The following is a 17,208-nucleotide window of genomic DNA, read 5'->3' as shown; positions in this document are numbered from 1 at the left end:
AAAAAGAATTTGCAAGGAAATATTTAACATCTTACATTTGACGCTTTTAATTCTTTTAACAATGAATTAACAACTAAATTATATAGAGATGTTTATTTTTGAACATTATATCTTTGTAAAAGAGAACCGCAAAAACATGACTAAATATTTAGTACCCTTTATATTAATTTTACTCATTAGTTGTAATGAACCTGAAGCTGCAAAAGCTACTTATTTTGGTGGTAAAATCATCAATCCAAAATGTAGTTATGTAACGCTTTCAGACAATTATAGCTTTAATGATACTATTTATTTAAAGAAAGATAATAGTTTTTTAGGTTCTTATAAGAATTTTAAAAAAGGATTATATTTATTTGAGCATGGACCAGAACACCAATATGTATACTTAGAGCCTAAGGATAGTTTACTTTTTAGGCTAAACACTTGGGATTTTGATGAATCTTTGGTTTTTAGTGGTAAAGATGCTGCACGTAACAATATCTTAATTGAAGCTTTTTTACAAACGGAACAAGACAATAAAAATTTTTCGAAGTTTTATAACTTATCTCAAGATACGTTTCTAAAAAAAATTGACTCTCTTAAAAAAATCAAGCATAATATTATTAACAATTATAAAAATAGTGATAATACAATTTCTAATGATTTTATAGAAATACTAAATATTTCTTTACTATATCCTATTTATGCGAATTTAGAACAGTATGCTATTCATAATTTCAAAAAAGAAACCCCTGAAAAATTAGTTGACTCTTATTTTGATTATCGTTCTGACATCAATTCAAAGAAAGATTCTTTAATTTTCTTTAGTCCGTATTATAGTTTTATGATTGATAAGTTATACAATGACGTATATCTTAAAAAAGACAGATCAGCTAATTTTACTGTTGATTTATTACATAATATAGACTCAAATATAACATCCGAAGAAATAAAAAATAAATTATTATACAACACCGTTGTACGCCACTTCTTTAAAGAACCTAATAAGAAAGACAAAAATAAAATGTTCTTTACTTTTTTTAAGTTGAATACAGATATAGAACAGAAAAAAAACATACAACGTTTAATTAACGATCTTAAAGTACTACAAACAGGAGAAAAACTACCTTCTTTTAACTTAATGAATGCCAAAGGAGAAGAAAAAAATATTTCAGAAATAATAGGCAAGAAAAATACTGTTATTTTATTTAAAGATTATAAGCATGCTTCTGATGAATGGATTGCATCTCGTACTAATTATTTAATTAGAAAAAATCCGGAAGTTAATTTTGTGGTTGTTAATCTATCTACAGCTTCTAAAAGATATACTAAGAAAATTGATATAAAACACCAGTATACTTTACCTAAAAAAAGTACTGTTTACAATTTTTCATCTAGTAAGTTTCCACGTTTAGTTTTAATTGATAATAAAGGTGTTATAACTAACGGATACACTAGTTTATCTTCTAAAGGAATTAATCTAGAAGTAAGCAATTTACACAAAAACAAATAATCCTCTATAATCTATATTATTTATCATACCTTTGCGGGATTTTATTTTTGAAATAAAATGAAATTTAGATTATTAACTACCAGATTATTAGCCATATAATCTATTGTCCAAATTAAGAATCAGGTTTACAGATACTGGCGTCTGTGAATCTAAAAAGAACACAGACGTATATATGTCAACATTTTTAGATTTAGGTTTAAAAGAGCCTATCAACAAAGCATTAACAGATTTAGGTTACGAAAAGCCTACTGTAATTCAAGAAAAAGCAATTCCACAAATTATTTCATCTACGGCAGATTTAAAAGCATTCGCCCAAACAGGTACAGGAAAAACTGCTGCTTTTAGTTTACCAATTATCGAGCAAATAGACTACTCAGATAAAAATACACAAGCTATTATCTTATCTCCTACTCGTGAACTTGCAGTTCAGATAGGAAACAACATTAAAGAATTCGCTAAATACATACCAGACTTAAAAGTGGTAACTGTATATGGTGGTTCTAATATCGAAGAGCAAATTAGAGGTTTAAAAAGAGGTGCACAAATAGTTGTAGGAACTCCTGGTAGAACTGTCGATTTAATAAATCGTAGAGCTTTAAGATTAGGAAACGTAAAATGGCTAGTTTTAGATGAAGCTGATGAAATGCTTAACATGGGGTTCAAAGACGAACTTGATAAAGTATTAGATGCAACTCCTGAAACAAAACAAACTTTATTATTTTCAGCAACTTTTCCTAGAGAAGTAGAAGCTATTGCTAGAAATTATATGGATAATCCTGTTGAAATTACATCAGGAGAAAAAAATCAAGGATCAGATAACGTTACTCACGAATACTATGTTGTAAACGAAAGAACACGTTACCAAGCATTAAAAAGAATTGCAGATGTAAATACTGATATTTACGCAATTATTTTCTGTAGAACAAGAAGAGAAACACAAGAAGTAGCCAACAACCTAATAAAAGATGGTTATAGCGCTGATGCTTTACACGGAGATTTATCTCAACAACAAAGAGATAGTGTAATGGGTAAATTTCGTAAGAAAACTATCCAAATCTTAGTTGCAACTGATGTTGCTGCTCGTGGAATTGATGTAAACGATTTAACACACGTTATCAACCATAAATTACCAGACCAAATAGAAAACTACAATCACCGTAGTGGTAGAACAGGTAGAGCTGGTAGCAAAGGTATTTCTGTTGTATTAGTAAATAATAAAGAAAAAGGTAGATTACGTTCTATTGAGCGTATCATCAAAAAGAAATTTGAAGCTAAAAAAGTACCTACAGGTAAAGAAATTTGCCAAAATCAATTAATGCATTTAATTGAAAAGGTAAAAGCTACTGAAGTTAATACTGAACAAATTGAAGAATTCTTACCTAGTATCTATGAAAAATTAGAAGACTTATCTAGAGAAGAATTAGTTCAAAAATTCGTTTCTTTAGAATTCAATAAATTTTTATCTTACTACAACAAGTCTGACGATTTAAACGATGTATCAAACAGAGATAGTTCAAGAGCTAGATCTAATGATGAAAACATGACTCGTTTCTTTATCAACTTAGGTAGAAAAGATAAATTGAATCCTGCTTCATTAATCGGTTTAATAAACGATCAAAAAATTGCAGATAAAATTGAAATCGGTGCAATTGATATTTTAGATACTTTTTCTTTCTTTGAAATTGATAAAAACTTTGAAAAAGAAACATTAGATGCTTTTGGATCTAATGATGCTGACTTTAACGGACGTTCTGTAAACATTGAAATTACTAAATCTAATCGCGGTGGCGGTGGAGGCGGAAGAAAACCTCGCGGTGGCGGTGGTGGATTCAGCGGAAGAAGAAGAAGCGGTGGAAATGATAGAGGGCCAAGAAGTTCTGGTAGAAGAAGTGATTCTAGTAGAGGTGAATCTTCTAACAGAAGTGATTCTAGAAGACGTAGTAACGACAGTGGTTCTTCATCTTCTTCTAGAAGAAGTAGTGGTGATGGTAATGCTTCTGCTGGTTTTGGAAGAAAACGTAAAAGAGACTAAGCAAAGAATCTTATATATTAAAAAAGCAACTCATAAATGAGTTGCTTTTTTTTGCTTAAATTTTAATGAAGTTTATTGGTCTCCTAAAATAATTGGCATTCCGCTTTTACCAGCTCCAATCAACACTACCTTACTGTTTGGTGATTCAGACAGCTTTAATGTAGCCTCAATACCTTTGTCTTGTAAAATCTTATCAGTTAAAGAAGCGCTTAAAATTTTATTCGCATCAGCTTTACCCTTTGCTTCAATAATTTGTTTTTCAGCTTCTTTTTGTGCGGTAACTAATCTAAATTCGTATTCTAAAGATTCTTGTTCTTGCTTTAACTTACGCTCAATTGCTGTTTTAATTGTTGGAGGCAATGTAACGTCTCTTACCAAAACTTCATTTAATTGAACATATTGTTGGTCTAAAATCTTTTTTGTTTCAACAAATATTTCTGTTTGGATTACATCTCTTTTACTAGAATATAATTGCTCAGGTGTGTAACGGCCAACAACACTACGAGCTGCCGATCGAATAGCTGGTTGTATAACTCTAGAAATATAATTTTCTCCTTTTTCTTGATGTAGAGAACCTATTTTACCAGGTTGTGGTTGAAACCAAATAGAAGCCTCTAACTGAATTTCTAATCCGTTTGATGATAAAACTTGCATTTTCTCATATATTTCCTGCTGACGTACTTCGTATATGAATACTTTATTCCAAGGCGCTACAACCTGAAACCCCTCTCCCATTGCTGCCTCATCTGTTACTACTCCGCCACCAAAGGTTTTATATAAAACACCTGCTTGTCCTGACTTTATAGTTACGGTTGATTTTGAAAAAGCAATAATTGCTATTACTGCTAAAACTCCTAAAAGAATTCCTCCTTTTGGCAATTGTAAATCTAATTGTTTATTATTATTCATCTTTATAATTTGTGTGTATTCAAATGTACAGAATTAATCACAATTACCTTAACATAGTCTTACAACTCTACATGATAATTGTCATTTGTATTTTTTATAATTTTATTAAAATTCCTGTATTAAAAACAAACCCGTCAGTAGGTGCCCAAATATCTGTAAAAGTTGGATTATTATGTGGTGCATTTATCATTGATTGATAATTTTGTTGTTTCGTGTCTGTAAAGTTTTCAAAATTTGTATATAAACTAATCTTTCCGAAAGTACGCATTACCATAAAACCCATTGTCCAATAATTGGGCGTAGCTGTTAAATCATTTCTTAGCTGGGAACTCTTGTAATATGCCTCATAACCTATTCGCCATTTATCGTGTACTTCATACATTAAAACACTACCAATACTGTGCTTCGGGGTTAATGCTTTTTGTGTTGTATTAAGTGTTACATTATTATAAGCATAATTGGAAAACAATATAAAGTGCTTGTACTTAAACTTTAAATTAGTTTCTGCTCCGTAACTATTTAATCTATTTTCAGCGTTAGAAAACTCATAATTAGTACCATTTTCTTGTAATATGAGTGAGTTTTTTAATTGCGTATAAAAAACTAATTGATTGAATGATAATGATATTTTACCATTAAATATTCGAGTTTTATAATTTACATCTGTATTAACCCCAATAGAAGTCTCTGCCTTAAAATTGGTAACATTTATGGGTAATACATTTTGGTACGAGCGCAATTCGGCATCTTCAGTAAAAATAGTTGGTATTTTATAACCTAAACCACCTCCTATTCTACTTGAAACAGCGTCATTATATTTTATAAATAATGACAATCTTGGTAATAAAAAAGTTCCGTAGTTATTATCATAATCAGTTCTTAAACCACTTTCTAAAGTCATTTTTTTATTAAATTCCCAATTATTTTGAGCAAAACCACCAAATGTAAATTGATTATAACTGCGATTTAAATTTGTAGTTTCAGTTTCTTTAAAGTTTTCTGTGATAATATTCCCTCCAAAAACCCAATCAGAATTATCTTTATATAAATTATAAGTCGCCTCAGTAAATGTTGCTATTTGATTTCCTTTAAATTGAAATGTAGGTAAACTTAAATTACGTTTAAAATAACTTACACTATTTTTAAATGTTAGTGTTTTATCTTCAGAAATATCATTGCTATATGTTAATTGCGAAGCATAACGTTGCGTTTTATTTTCTTCAAAAAAGTTATGCTCTGGCGAAACATTATTATTTATAGCATCAATATCCCCTCCGATTCTTTTTTCTACTGATGCGTTTAAACTTAACCGTAATTGTTCTTTTTCATTTGGATAATAAAAAAAAGATGGATTAAAACTAACACTTCTTACTTTAGGAATATCGGTAAAATGATCATTATTTACATCCGTAGCATTTTGATGATTAGCAGAACCATATAATGAAACTCCAATTTTATCAAATCGTTGGCTATAAAAAGCATTTAAAGTACTTCCATTACGAGAAGTCTGATCGAACATTAAACTAATTTCTGGTGTTTCCGTTGGTTTTTTTGACACTAAATTTACCAAACCTGCAATTGCGCCACCGCCATATAATGTTGACGAACTTCCTTTTATTATTTCAACTTGTTTTAAATCTAAAGGTGGAATTTGCATAATACTCAATCCGCTTGAAAAACCTCCGAATAACGGAAACCCATCTTTTAGTAACTGTGTAAAACGTCCATCTAACCCTTGTATTCTTATAGATTGATTTGCTGAATTGGCCGAAGTTTGTTGCATTTGTATTCCTGTACTCTCACGCAATACCATAGCTATATTTGCCGAATTCATAATTGCTTTTTCTCCGAGCTCTTCTGCCGAAATAACTTCAACACGTGTTGGTATTTCAGCTATACTTCTTTTACTTCTGGTTGATTGAATTACAACCTCTTCTAATGATTCTTCATCTTCATGAAGTTCAATAATTAGTTGTTTTTTTAAAGTTGGAAATTGAATTACTCTCTCTACTGTTGTAAAACCTATAAAAGATATTATAAGTATTTGTTTTCCAGAGGGAATATTGTTCATAGTAGTTAATCCATCTAAATTGGTTTCATTACCTATTTTTGTGTTTTTTATAAATATTGAAGCTCCTGGTAACGGATCTTTTTCATCTGAAATTACTTTAATTGTAATTGAATTTTGTGCGATTAAATTCACTGCGAATAACCATAGAAATATGGTTAGGACTATATTTTTTATCATTTTAAATGATTTAATTAATTATAAATGTAAGTGTGTAGTTATACATCTTTTTTGATAAAAAGATGTATTCGTTTTCAATAAGAAATTGAAAAAATTATAATTAATTATGCTCTTGGAGGTTGAAAAAGTTCATCTAAAAAACTAGCAGTATTTAGAACTTTATGAAAGTGTATTTTCTTTTTAATTTGAAGAGGTTTTTCAAACTGAAATTTAAATTCTGAAGTAATAATTGCATTCGATATTCCTAAAGAAATACAGTGATGATGGTGTTCCGTTTTTTTTTCTTCCTCTGTATCATTTTGATGATGGGTATCAGAATGCGCAGTATCCATCTCATCAATATGAGTTTCTATTATATTACCATCATTAAAAATAATAGCATCAGAGTGCGCTTGAACCGGAGGTACAAACAACAATAACGTTATTATGATAATGCTAATATTTTTCAATTCATTAATTTAAAGAAATACAAAAGTATAAAAAAATCCGCACGATTTATTTATTTAACCTGTCTTTAACGTATTCTACTTCTGTTTTTCCGTGACTTATTGGGTTACCGTCTTCACCCAAACTAACCATAACTATTTTATCAATTTCAATAATTGTTTTATGTGTTAGTTTATTACGTACTTCGCAGTTTAATGTAATTGAGCTTGATCCGAATTTTACAACTTCAATTCCTATTTCAATAATATCACCTTGTTTTGCTGAACTAACAAAATCTATTTCAGACATAAATTTAGTAACTGTTCTTGGTATTTCTAACTGAATAATAGCATAAATACCTAATTCTTCATCAATCCATTGTAATAATCTACCTCCAAATAAAGTTCCGTTTGGATTTAAATCTTCTGGTTTTACCCATTTTCGTGTGTTAAATTTCATATATTTCGTTTTACACAAATTTCGATAAATATTTTCTATTTAATTGATTAAAACTATCAGTGTTTTAAATTTTACCATAATATTTTCTGATAAACCATTCCGTTGAGAACAAAATAACAACTAAAAATAAAATCCACTTCCAATCAATTAAATTTTGCTTTTTTGTTATTGATTTTTGAACCGTATAATAAGAACCATCCGTAGTTAAACTTTGTAATAATTCTTCGGTTTCATTTGCATAAAATAATTTACCCTTAGTTTTTATAGCTAATGAATTCATTTTTTTATCATCTGCATTCGTAAATTGGGCTTCTATTTGATAATCGGTTACTTTAAACTTTCCATAGCTGTTTATTTTTTGATTTGTTACCGAAACTTTATACGAATATTCACCTGCTAAAAGTCCCTCAACCGATACTTGATACGAATTATTGATTAACGAAAACGGAAGTACCTTCTTACTCTTTGTTTTGTTATTTGTTACCGTTAATTCTAACGAAGCTCTATTATCAAACTGATAATTTTTATCAACATAAAAAGCTGACATCGTAATTGGTGAATTTGCAGCATACAAGTTCTCACTCTTAACATCTAGTCTTTTTCTCTTTTTATTTGATGCCAAATACTGTACTAAATTTCCTAGAAATGTATCAAACGTTTCAAAATTTTGTTCTTTTAAAAAACTAGCAGATCTCCACTTCCAAATTCCTTCACCAAATAGTACAGCATGCTTTTTTGAGTTTTTTTCTATCGTGGTTAATAATGGTTGCGTAGTTTCTACTCCCGCAAATTTTTGATACAGTAAAGTTTGGGCATCACCTGTTAACTGAACAGTTCCGAATTTATCTCGTAAAGGTGGAAACTCACTAAAACCAATATCTTTCTGCAAAAAAGTTAAAAAGTTTGTATTATAAATCCCTAAATAATCTTCAGTTTGATTGATTGCTTCTTTTGTAACTCCAATTTTTTGGGTGTTTAAAAAATTCCAAGCTGTTTTCGTTCCTGAAACCACCAAATAATTAGAAGGTATTTTCTCAAATACTTTTTTAAAATAGTTATTAGGTTGATAAAAAACAAAAAACTGATAATCAGCATAATTGACTTTTTTATCATTAATTAAAGCAATTGTTACTTTGCGTTGCTTATTACTTTCTATTGCTTTTTTTATAGCACCTAAATCAGGGTGTAAAAACGAGCTTAAAACCAATACTTTCGTTTGCTCATCGATAACTTCTACCGAAAAATTTTGGTAATTATTTTTGGTGTTTTTCTCGTTTTCAATTTTACTAATTGCGCTACGATAATATTGAATTCCTTTTTTATCCGAAGTTAAATTTGTTAAAACCGTTTGCACAGGGTTTGAAGGAGAAAATTGAAGTCTTTTTGAAAACACTTTTTTTCCGCCATTCGAAATTGAAAAAGTTGCACTTACTTTTTCTTTTCCTTCATAATGAAGTAAAGCTTCTACAGGAAATTTATTTTTTATATAACTATATTTATTAACGTTTAACTGTGATATTTGTAAATCTTGATACAAAGTGGTGTCACCAACTACGATTGGAAATATTTTACCTTTAGCATTTATATATTCATAATCATTACCCGTAGTTTGATTTCCGTCACTAATTAAAATCGTTGCATTTAAAGTGTTTTTATTTAATTCGTTAACCGATTTTATTGCTTGAGAAATATCTGTTTGTGTTTCTGTAAAAGACAAACTATCTAAAACAGCGATTTTAGTTCCAAAAGAAAAAAACTGAACATTAAATTTATCTTGTATTTCTTTATGCTCTTTTATTTCTTTTAAAATAGCTGCTACTTTTTTATCCTCTTTAAAATATTTTATAGAAAGTGAGTTATCAACCATAAGAGATAAAACAGGCTTAATATTTACTTTTTCTATCGTTTCTATTTGGGGATTTATAAATAATAAAATCAATAAAAACATACTCAATGCTTTTAAAGCAAAAAGTAAACTATTAATTTTAGAATTATTTTTCGTTTTATAAAAGTATTGAAAAAAAGCAACAGCAATACTCAATAAAACTGCTACAATAATATAAATAAGGGTTCTAGTTTCCAATAAAAGTATTTTAGATTGTGAAGATAAAAAAAGCTATCAAATAAAATGAATCAAACTTCTTTTTACTTTATGATTTAGGTCATAAAACAAATACTTCATTGACTTGTAAATTTGTAATAAAATATATTAGGCATGGTAACAACAGAACAATTAATCGTAAATAGTGGGACTATTAAGTTTCCGAAACTTAATTTTTTAGCGACTATAAATAGTAAAATAGCTGCAGAAGAAAGGAATGCTTTTGGTATTTCAATAATTTTATTAATGGCTAGCAGTATGATTGCTTCTTTTTCTGCAGCATTGGCTGTTCACGGAGAAGTAAATTTATTCGCACTAGTAATTACTTGTATTTCTGCTATGGGCGCAAATGCAGTAGCTATAAGTCAGCGTAGTTTTAAAACAGTAGTTTGGACATTCTTTTTTGCTGTTTTAGCAAACATAGCGCTGATAATTTATCAGCTTATGCTTTAGGTTTAGCGTCAAACATTCTAAAAAAGAGCATCGATGCAATATTCCTTGCTCTTTCTTTTGCTTCGTTTGCTTTAGTTCCTATAAAAAGAGCATCTAAAGTTTCGAACCACAATTGCAACCATCTCCCAAAATGCTCTTGAGAAATTGTGTGATTAAAATTACTATCTAAATCCTTATGTGCTTTCATCGGGTTTCCTTTAAATTTTCTAACAAAAAAAAGATTCGTTTCCCAAAAATCAGTCAACTTTTGTAAATGTGATTCCCATTTTTCATCAGGAATAGTTTTTAAAAAAATAGGTCCTATAAAATCATCCTTTTTAAGGCTGTCATAAAAAGTTGATACTAATAAATACACATCTTCTCTATTTTCTATTTCTTTTTTATCCATCTAAAAAATTATATTAATTTGCCGTAAAAGTATATCTTTATACGATTGCAATTTATGACTTAAATCATAATGATACCAGAAGAACTTTTACTCAAATTTAACGCACATTATAAAGATTTTAAAAAAGGAGAAATTATATTTTCTGAAAATCATACTGCCTATAATTATTATCAAATTTGTAGTGGTGCAGTAAAAATGAATAATTATAATGACGACGGTAAAGAATTTATTCAAGGTGTTTTTTATAAGAATCAAAGTTTTGGCGAACCTCCTTTATTTATCGACGTAAAATACCCAGCAAATGCCGAAACTATTTCTGAAAGTAAGATTTTAGTTATTTCTAAAGAACAATTATTTAAATTACTACAAGAAAACCCTGTAATTCACTTAAAAATAACGCAAAGTTTAGCTAAACGACTGTACTATAAAGCAATTATAGCGTCAGAGATTTCTAGTCAAGAACCCGCACATCGAGTACTTCGCTTTATTGATTATTTAAAAAACGATGTTTATAAAGTAACCGGTGATTTTACCTTTAAAGTAGACTATACCAGACAGCAAATAGCGGATATTTTAGGCTTGCGCGTAGAAACCGTAATACGAGTAATTAAATCGTTAGAAAAAAAAGGTGCTCTCAAAATTTTAAAGCGAAAAGTGTTTCGTTAAAAATTCCTTACCTATATCAGTTAAATAAAGTAAGTATTTTCTATTTTTGCAGCTTACAACACAACAACAAAACATGAACTTAACACAATTAAACGCCATCTCTCCTATTGATGGTAGATACCGTAATAAAGTTGCTGATTTAGCCAACTATTTTTCTGAAGAAGCTTTAATAAAATACAGAGTAAAAGTAGAAATAGAGTATTTTATTGCTTTATGTGAAATTCCTTTACCACAATTGGCTGATTTCAATAAAGATTTATATGTTGATTTACGTAAGATATATGAAGATTTCTCTACCGAAAATGCTCAGAAAATTAAAGATATTGAAGCTATTACTAATCATGATGTAAAAGCGGTTGAATATTTTATCAAAGAAGAGTTTGATAAACTAAGTTTGAATAAGTACAAGGAATTTATTCACTTCGGATTAACTTCTCAAGATATTAACAACACTGCGATTCCATTATCTATAAAAGATGCAATGGAAGAAGTGTATTATCCTGCTTTAGATGGTTTAGTTTCTAAATTAGCTGATTTAGCGGAAGAATGGGATCACATACCAATGTTAGCACGTACACATGGGCAACCAGCCTCTCCTACTCGTTTAGGAAAAGAGTTTTTTGTTTTTGTAGAGCGTATTAACAATCAAGCAATACATATACAACACACACCTCATGCCGCTAAATTTGGTGGAGCAACAGGTAATTTTAACGCACATAAAGTAGCCTATAAAGATATTGACTGGAAAAATTTCGGAACTCATTTTGTAGAAAATATTTTAGGCTTACATCATTCTTTTCCAACTACTCAGATAGAGCATTACGATCATATGGCGGCTTTATATGACGGTTTAAAGCGTGTAAATAATATTTTAATTGATTTAGATCGCGATGTTTGGACCTATGTTTCTAACGATTATTTCAAGCAAAAAATTAAAGCTGGTGAAGTTGGTTCATCTGCCATGCCACACAAAGTAAATCCGATTGATTTTGAAAACTCTGAAGGAAATTTAGGAATAGCAAATGCTATTTTCGAGCATTTATCAGCAAAACTACCAATATCAAGATTACAACGTGATTTAACAGATAGTACTGTTTTACGTAACGTAGGTGTTCCTTTTGGTCATACTCTAATTGCTTTTTCATCTACTTTAAAAGGATTGAATAAGTTATTATTAAACGAAACTAAATTTGCTGAAGATTTAGAAAATAATTGGGCAGTAGTAGCAGAAGCTATTCAAACAATTTTACGTCGTGAAGCGTATCCGAATCCTTATGAAGCTTTAAAAGGTTTAACACGTACTAACGAAAAAATTAATCAAAAATCAATTGCTAATTTTATTGATACTTTAGAGGTTTCTGTTGAAATTAAAGAAGAATTAAAAGCAATTACACCTGCTAATTATACCGGAATTTAATGAAGTATTTACTTAGTTTTTTAGTCGTTTTTTTAGTGTTTTCTTGTACTCCAGAAAAAGAAGGAGATCCTAAACGTTTTAAATACGGAACTTTCGAAATTCCTGCTGGTAACGGTTATGGTAAAACTACAATTGTACGAAAAGACAGTTTGCAAATAGAAGAATATTCTAAAATAGTAAGTATTTCTTCGGATAGTTTAGTTACTGAAAAAGAAGTTAAACATATTGATACACTTTTTATCAAATGGAAAAATAACTTCGCGTATTCATTACGAATGAAACATCCGAAAACTGAATTAGACAAAGACCCAATATTTGTTCAAATTACAAAAGTAACGGATAGTTCTTTTAATTTTATAGCAAAAATTGGCTATTCGAATTTTAAACAAAAAGGAACTGTATATAAAGTAAACTAATGATGGAAATTTTCTTACAAGCAGACACTTGGGGTGCGTTAATAACCTTAACTTTTTTAGAAATTGTTTTAGGTATTGATAATATCATATTTATATCAATTGCAGCAAACAAACTTCCTGAAAAACTTCAAAAAAAAGCAACTAACATTGGTTTAGTATTAGCCATGTTTTTACGTATTGCCTTACTTTTTGGTATTTCGTTACTTATTGCAATGAATGCACCGCTTTTTCATGTTGATTTTTCTTGGTTTAAAGCAGGGTTTACTGGGCAAGCCTTAATTTTATTTGCTGGTGGACTTTTTCTACTTTATAAAAGTACCAAAGAAATACACCATAAAGTAGAAGGATTAGCCGAAGACGAAACGGATGGTAAACCGCAAAAAGGATATACTTTAAGTCAAGCTATTATTCAAATAACGTTAATAAATATTGTTTTTTCATTTGATTCTATTTTAACTGCTGTTGGTATGACTAACGGTGTTGAAGGTGCAATGATTATTATGATTGCTTCGGTAATTTTATCGATGATTATTATGATGTTATTTGCAAACCCTGTGGGTAAATTCGTAAACAAACATCCAACAATACAAATGTTAGGATTATCATTCTTAATATTAATCGGGTTTATGTTAATTGCCGAAGGTGCTCATTTATCGCATGCAAAACTTTTTGGAGAAGAAGTTGGTACTGTACCTAAAGGATATTTATACTTTGCTATCACTTTTTCTTTAGTAGTAGAAATGTTAAATATGAAAATGAGAAGTAGTAAAAAATAATATTAAGAAAATTTTAATATTTAAAACACACATATAAAGTTGCTATTGCAACTTTATATGTGTGTTTTTTTTATACATTTGTCCTAAATGTTTTCACTTAAGAGATTTATAACTTCATTTTTCTTGTTTGCCTTATTATTACCAACGGCAATACAAGTAGCACATGCTTTTGAAGAGCATGAGCATGTAGTTTGTATCTCAAAATCTGAAAAACATTTACACGAGTTAGAAAATGATTGTGCCGATTTACATTTACAATTAACTGTTTTTCATTACGACTTTAGCAATCCAAATTCATTATTTAATGAAGTGGTTTATACTAAAAATTCTATTCGTAAATCTCAACAATTAAACGCTAACTATTCTTCCAATAAATCACCTAGAGGACCTCCTATTGTAATAATTTAATTAAAATTATCATAATTATAAATTACAATTAAAACTTTAGATGAAACTTAAAAGTATTTTATTTATACTTTTACTTACCACAGCTGTTTCTTTAGTAAAGGCTCAAAATTGTAGTTATACTTTTTCTGGTTTAGTAGAAGATTTTCATGACAAATCTGTCATTGTAAACGCTACTATTTTTATTAAAAACCAAAATAAGTATACCACTACTAATTTTGATGGAAAATTTACTATAAACAATGTATGTGCAGGTAAAATTATTGTCGAAATTTCTCATGTATCTTGTGATAAAAAAATCTTAGAATTAGATGTTTCAAAAAACATTTATAAAGTTATAGATTTAGAACATCATATAGAAGAATTAAACGAAGTTAATGTTAAAGGAACAACAGGTTTAAAAACCAAAACGTCTCAAGAAACATTATTAAAAACCAATACTTTAGAAAAATTTAGTGCAGCATCGTTAGGTGATGTTATTAAAAATATTTCAGGAGTATCTTCAATAAATACAGGTAGTACTATTGTTAAACCAATAATTAATGGCTTGCATAGTAGTAGAGTGTTAACTACCTTTAATGGTGTTCGTTTACAAGATCAAGAATGGGGTATTGAACACGCGCCTAATATTGATATTAATGCTGCTGGAAGCATTTCTGTTATAAAAGGAGCAAATGCTTTACAATACGGTGGTGATGCTATTGGTGGAGTAATTATTGTTAATCCATCGAAAATAATTTTAAAAGACACCTTGTTTGGTAAAACAATTGCCTCACAACAAAGCAATGGTAAATTATTTTCTATATCATCTAGCTTACATAAAAGCTATAAAAAAGGTTGGTTTATTAACGGACAAGCCTCTTTTAAAAGTGCTGGAGATTTTGAAACACCTAGCTACAACCTTACCAATACCGGATTAAATTCTAAAGCTTTTACCTTACACACTGGTTATAAAAAGTTTAATAAAGGTTTTGAAATTTTTTACAGCAATACATCTAATAAAATAGGAATACTTCGTGCATCGCACATAGGTAATGTTTCTGACTTAGTTAAAGCTTTAAATAGTAATGTTCCGTTTGTTACAGATGATTTTAGTTATACTATTAATAATCCAAAGCAAGAGGTAACACACCAATTGTTAAAAGCAAAAGTTTACAAACGTTTAAAAGGTATTGGAAAATTAGCTTTTCAATATGATTATCAGCAAAACGAAAGATTAGAGTTTGATATAAGAAGAGGTGGACGTAGCTCAATTGCTGCTACCAATTTATTATTAAAAACACATTCTTTTAAAGGTGATATCAATTTAGATTCAAATTCTGACAATACTTATAAATTTGGAATTAGTGGAGCATATCAAAATAATTTTTCGGATCCTAAATCTGGAGTTAAAAGAATTATACCCGATTATAATAAATATAATCTGAATACTTACGCTATAACCGATTTTAGGTTTGAAAACATTGTTTTAAACGCTGGAGTTCGATATGATTTTGAACAAATTAATGCAAAAAAGTTTTATGTGAAATCAAGATGGAATTCCTTAAACTATCAGCAAGAATTTGGTCATTTAATTATTGATGATAGTAGTTATCCATCTGATTTTTTAGTAAACCCAATATTTACTTATCATAATATTTCTGCTTCATTAGGAGGAGCTTATTCAATTAATGATGAAAATACTTTTTTAGTAAATTATGGTTTATCAAACAGAGCACCAAATGCATCTGAATTATTTAGTGATGGCTTGCACCACTCTGCTGCCAGAATAGAATTAGGTGATTTACGCATGCAACCAGAAACATCTAACAGATTCTCAGCAACCTATAAATATAATAATCAAAAATTTAACGTTGCTTTAGAAGGATTTTATAATTATGTAACCGATTTTATTTACATTGAACCTACTGGGATAGAAACCACTTTGCGTGGAGCATTTCCTGTTTGGTCATACAAACAAACTAATGCACATTTATTAGGTTTAGATACTAGTATAAAGTACCATGTAAATACCAATTTTAATATTAACAATAAGACGTCGTTTATAAAAGGACGTGATTTAACAAACAAAAAAGCTTTAATAGATATACCTGCTTTTAAAACCACTACAACATTATTCTTTAAAAAAGAGAACTGGAAAAATTTCTACGCATCTTTAGAAAGTGAGTTTAACGCAAAGCAAAACGAGTATCCTAATAACAATTTCATGGCTTTTATTCCAGCTACAAACACCCGTGAACTTGTAGATATTAGTACTCCGCCAAAGGCATATCATTTATTAAATTTCTCTTCTGGATTTGAATTTAACATGTCTCAAACAAAAGTGAATCTTAACTTTTCTATAGACAATGTTTTAAATCAATCATACAGAAATTACTTAAACAGATTGCGTTTATATGCAGATGATTTAGGAAGAAATTTTCAAATTCAAATTAAAATTAATTACTAAAAAACTAAAAAATGAAAAATTTTAAACTTATAGCATTATTATTCATCAGTTCAATTATAATAACTTCTTGTTCAGACGATAACAGTCCTGAACACATTCATGAAGAAGAAGTAATTACAACTATGAAAGTTGTTTTAACTCCTGAAACTGGAGATCCTGTAACTTTAGAATATGATCATGAAGAACCTGAAATTACTGGAGGTACTTTAATGGCAAACACTACTTATAGTGCTGTTATTACATTATTAAATGAAAATGAAAGTCCTGCTGATAACATTACGTTAGAAGTTATAGAAGAAGCTGAAGAACACCAGTTTTTTTATACAACTTCAGGTATAGTTAGTACATTTACGTATACAGATACTGATGCTGATGGAAATCCGTTAGGAGTTAAATTTACTGTAGAAACAGGTGCTATTGGTACAGGTAGTTATACAATTATTTTAAAACATGAACCAACTAAAAATGGTGATAATGTTGCCGATGGAGATATGACAAATGCTGGTGGAGAGACTGATATAGAGGTTGTGTTTCCTATTACAGTAGAAAACCCAATACCTTAAAAATAAAG

The 17,208-nt window shown here is 29.2% G+C and carries 16 protein-coding genes; 10 read left to right on the top strand and 6 right to left on the bottom strand.

All coding sequences use genetic code 11. The features are described from left to right. The first annotated feature begins 136 nt into the window (after positions 1–136). Positions 137–1,492 carry a hypothetical protein gene (locus tag N2251_RS06410; RefSeq protein ID WP_260585905.1) on the top strand — a complete coding sequence of 452 codons (1,356 nt, stop codon included), beginning with the start codon at positions 137–139 and terminating at the stop codon, positions 1,490–1,492. 172 nt (positions 1,493–1,664) lie between these two features. After that, positions 1,665–3,524 (top strand): DEAD/DEAH box helicase, encoded by a 1,860-nt coding sequence (locus tag N2251_RS06405; protein WP_260585904.1) that lies wholly within the window; start codon positions 1,665–1,667, stop codon positions 3,522–3,524. Between the two features lie 72 nt (positions 3,525–3,596). Here N2251_RS06405 and N2251_RS06400 read toward each other — a convergent pair whose 3' ends face one another. The 5 genes from N2251_RS06400 to N2251_RS06380 form a co-directional block, all read right to left on the bottom strand. Continuing rightward, the gene (locus N2251_RS06400) at positions 3,597–4,433 is read right to left on the bottom strand and encodes a prohibitin family protein (protein ID WP_260585903.1); all 837 of its coding nucleotides are present in this window, start codon (positions 4,431–4,433) and stop codon (positions 3,597–3,599) included. Between the two features lie 94 nt (positions 4,434–4,527). Further along, a complete protein-coding gene (locus tag N2251_RS06395) occupies positions 4,528–6,681 on the bottom strand; it encodes a TonB-dependent receptor (RefSeq protein ID WP_260585902.1) in 2,154 nt (717 codons plus the stop codon). Between the two features lie 104 nt (positions 6,682–6,785). Beyond that, a complete protein-coding gene (locus tag N2251_RS06390; RefSeq protein ID WP_260585901.1) occupies positions 6,786–7,130 on the bottom strand; it encodes a hypothetical protein in 345 nt (114 codons plus the stop codon). A gap of 46 nt (positions 7,131–7,176) precedes the next feature. Beyond that, positions 7,177–7,566, bottom strand: coding sequence for an acyl-CoA thioesterase (locus tag N2251_RS06385; RefSeq protein WP_260585900.1), 390 nt, complete (start codon positions 7,564–7,566; stop codon positions 7,177–7,179). A 64-nt stretch (positions 7,567–7,630) separates the two neighbouring features. Further along, entirely contained in the window at positions 7,631–9,649 is a 2,019-nt protein-coding gene (locus N2251_RS06380; protein WP_260585899.1) for a VWA domain-containing protein, read from the bottom strand. A gap of 132 nt (positions 9,650–9,781) precedes the next feature. On the opposite strand from N2251_RS06380, the gene N2251_RS06375 reads away from it, so the two are divergent. Beyond that, positions 9,782–10,120, top strand: a complete 339-nt coding sequence (locus tag N2251_RS06375; RefSeq protein WP_260585898.1) for a hypothetical protein — start codon at positions 9,782–9,784, stop codon at positions 10,118–10,120. Here the strand turns inward: N2251_RS06375 and N2251_RS06370 are convergent. Continuing rightward, complete coding sequence (locus N2251_RS06370; protein ID WP_260585897.1) at positions 10,110–10,508, bottom strand: group III truncated hemoglobin; 399 nt, start codon at positions 10,506–10,508, stop codon at positions 10,110–10,112. The two genes, N2251_RS06375 and N2251_RS06370, sit on opposite strands and share 11 nt — an antisense overlap. 69 nt (positions 10,509–10,577) lie before the next feature. Here N2251_RS06370 and N2251_RS06365 point away from each other — a divergent pair, with 69 nt between their 5' ends. The 7 genes from N2251_RS06365 to N2251_RS06335 all read left to right on the top strand — a co-directional run bounded on the left by N2251_RS06365 (position 10,578) and on the right by N2251_RS06335 (position 17,200). Next, positions 10,578–11,174: a Crp/Fnr family transcriptional regulator gene (locus N2251_RS06365; protein WP_260585896.1), complete on the top strand. Its 597-nt coding sequence runs from the start codon at positions 10,578–10,580 to the stop codon at positions 11,172–11,174. A gap of 73 nt (positions 11,175–11,247) precedes the next feature. Next, the gene (gene purB, locus N2251_RS06360; RefSeq protein ID WP_260585895.1) at positions 11,248–12,591 is read left to right on the top strand and encodes an adenylosuccinate lyase; all 1,344 of its coding nucleotides are present in this window, start codon (positions 11,248–11,250) and stop codon (positions 12,589–12,591) included. After that, the gene (locus N2251_RS06355) at positions 12,591–13,007 is read left to right on the top strand and encodes a hypothetical protein (protein WP_260585894.1); all 417 of its coding nucleotides are present in this window, start codon (positions 12,591–12,593) and stop codon (positions 13,005–13,007) included. The genes purB and N2251_RS06355 overlap by 1 nt, the downstream gene beginning before the upstream one ends. Positions 13,008–13,009: 2 nt before the next feature. Continuing rightward, the gene (locus N2251_RS06350; protein WP_260586160.1) at positions 13,010–13,783 is read left to right on the top strand and encodes a TerC family protein; all 774 of its coding nucleotides are present in this window, start codon (positions 13,010–13,012) and stop codon (positions 13,781–13,783) included. A gap of 87 nt (positions 13,784–13,870) precedes the next feature. Next, entirely contained in the window at positions 13,871–14,191 is a 321-nt protein-coding gene (locus N2251_RS06345) for a hypothetical protein (protein ID WP_260585893.1), read from the top strand. Positions 14,192–14,231: 40 nt separating this feature from the next. Beyond that, the gene (locus N2251_RS06340) at positions 14,232–16,637 is read left to right on the top strand and encodes a TonB-dependent receptor (RefSeq protein WP_260585892.1); all 2,406 of its coding nucleotides are present in this window, start codon (positions 14,232–14,234) and stop codon (positions 16,635–16,637) included. Between the two features lie 11 nt (positions 16,638–16,648). Then, positions 16,649–17,200 (top strand): type 1 periplasmic binding fold superfamily protein, encoded by a 552-nt coding sequence (locus N2251_RS06335; protein ID WP_260585891.1) that lies wholly within the window; start codon positions 16,649–16,651, stop codon positions 17,198–17,200. Positions 17,201–17,208: the final 8 nt, after the last annotated feature.

It is taken from the genome of Tenacibaculum haliotis, assembly GCF_025215075.1.
Lineage (GTDB): Bacteria > Bacteroidota > Bacteroidia > Flavobacteriales > Flavobacteriaceae > Polaribacter > Polaribacter haliotis_B.
This window is presented reverse-complemented; position numbering and strand designations above follow the sequence as displayed.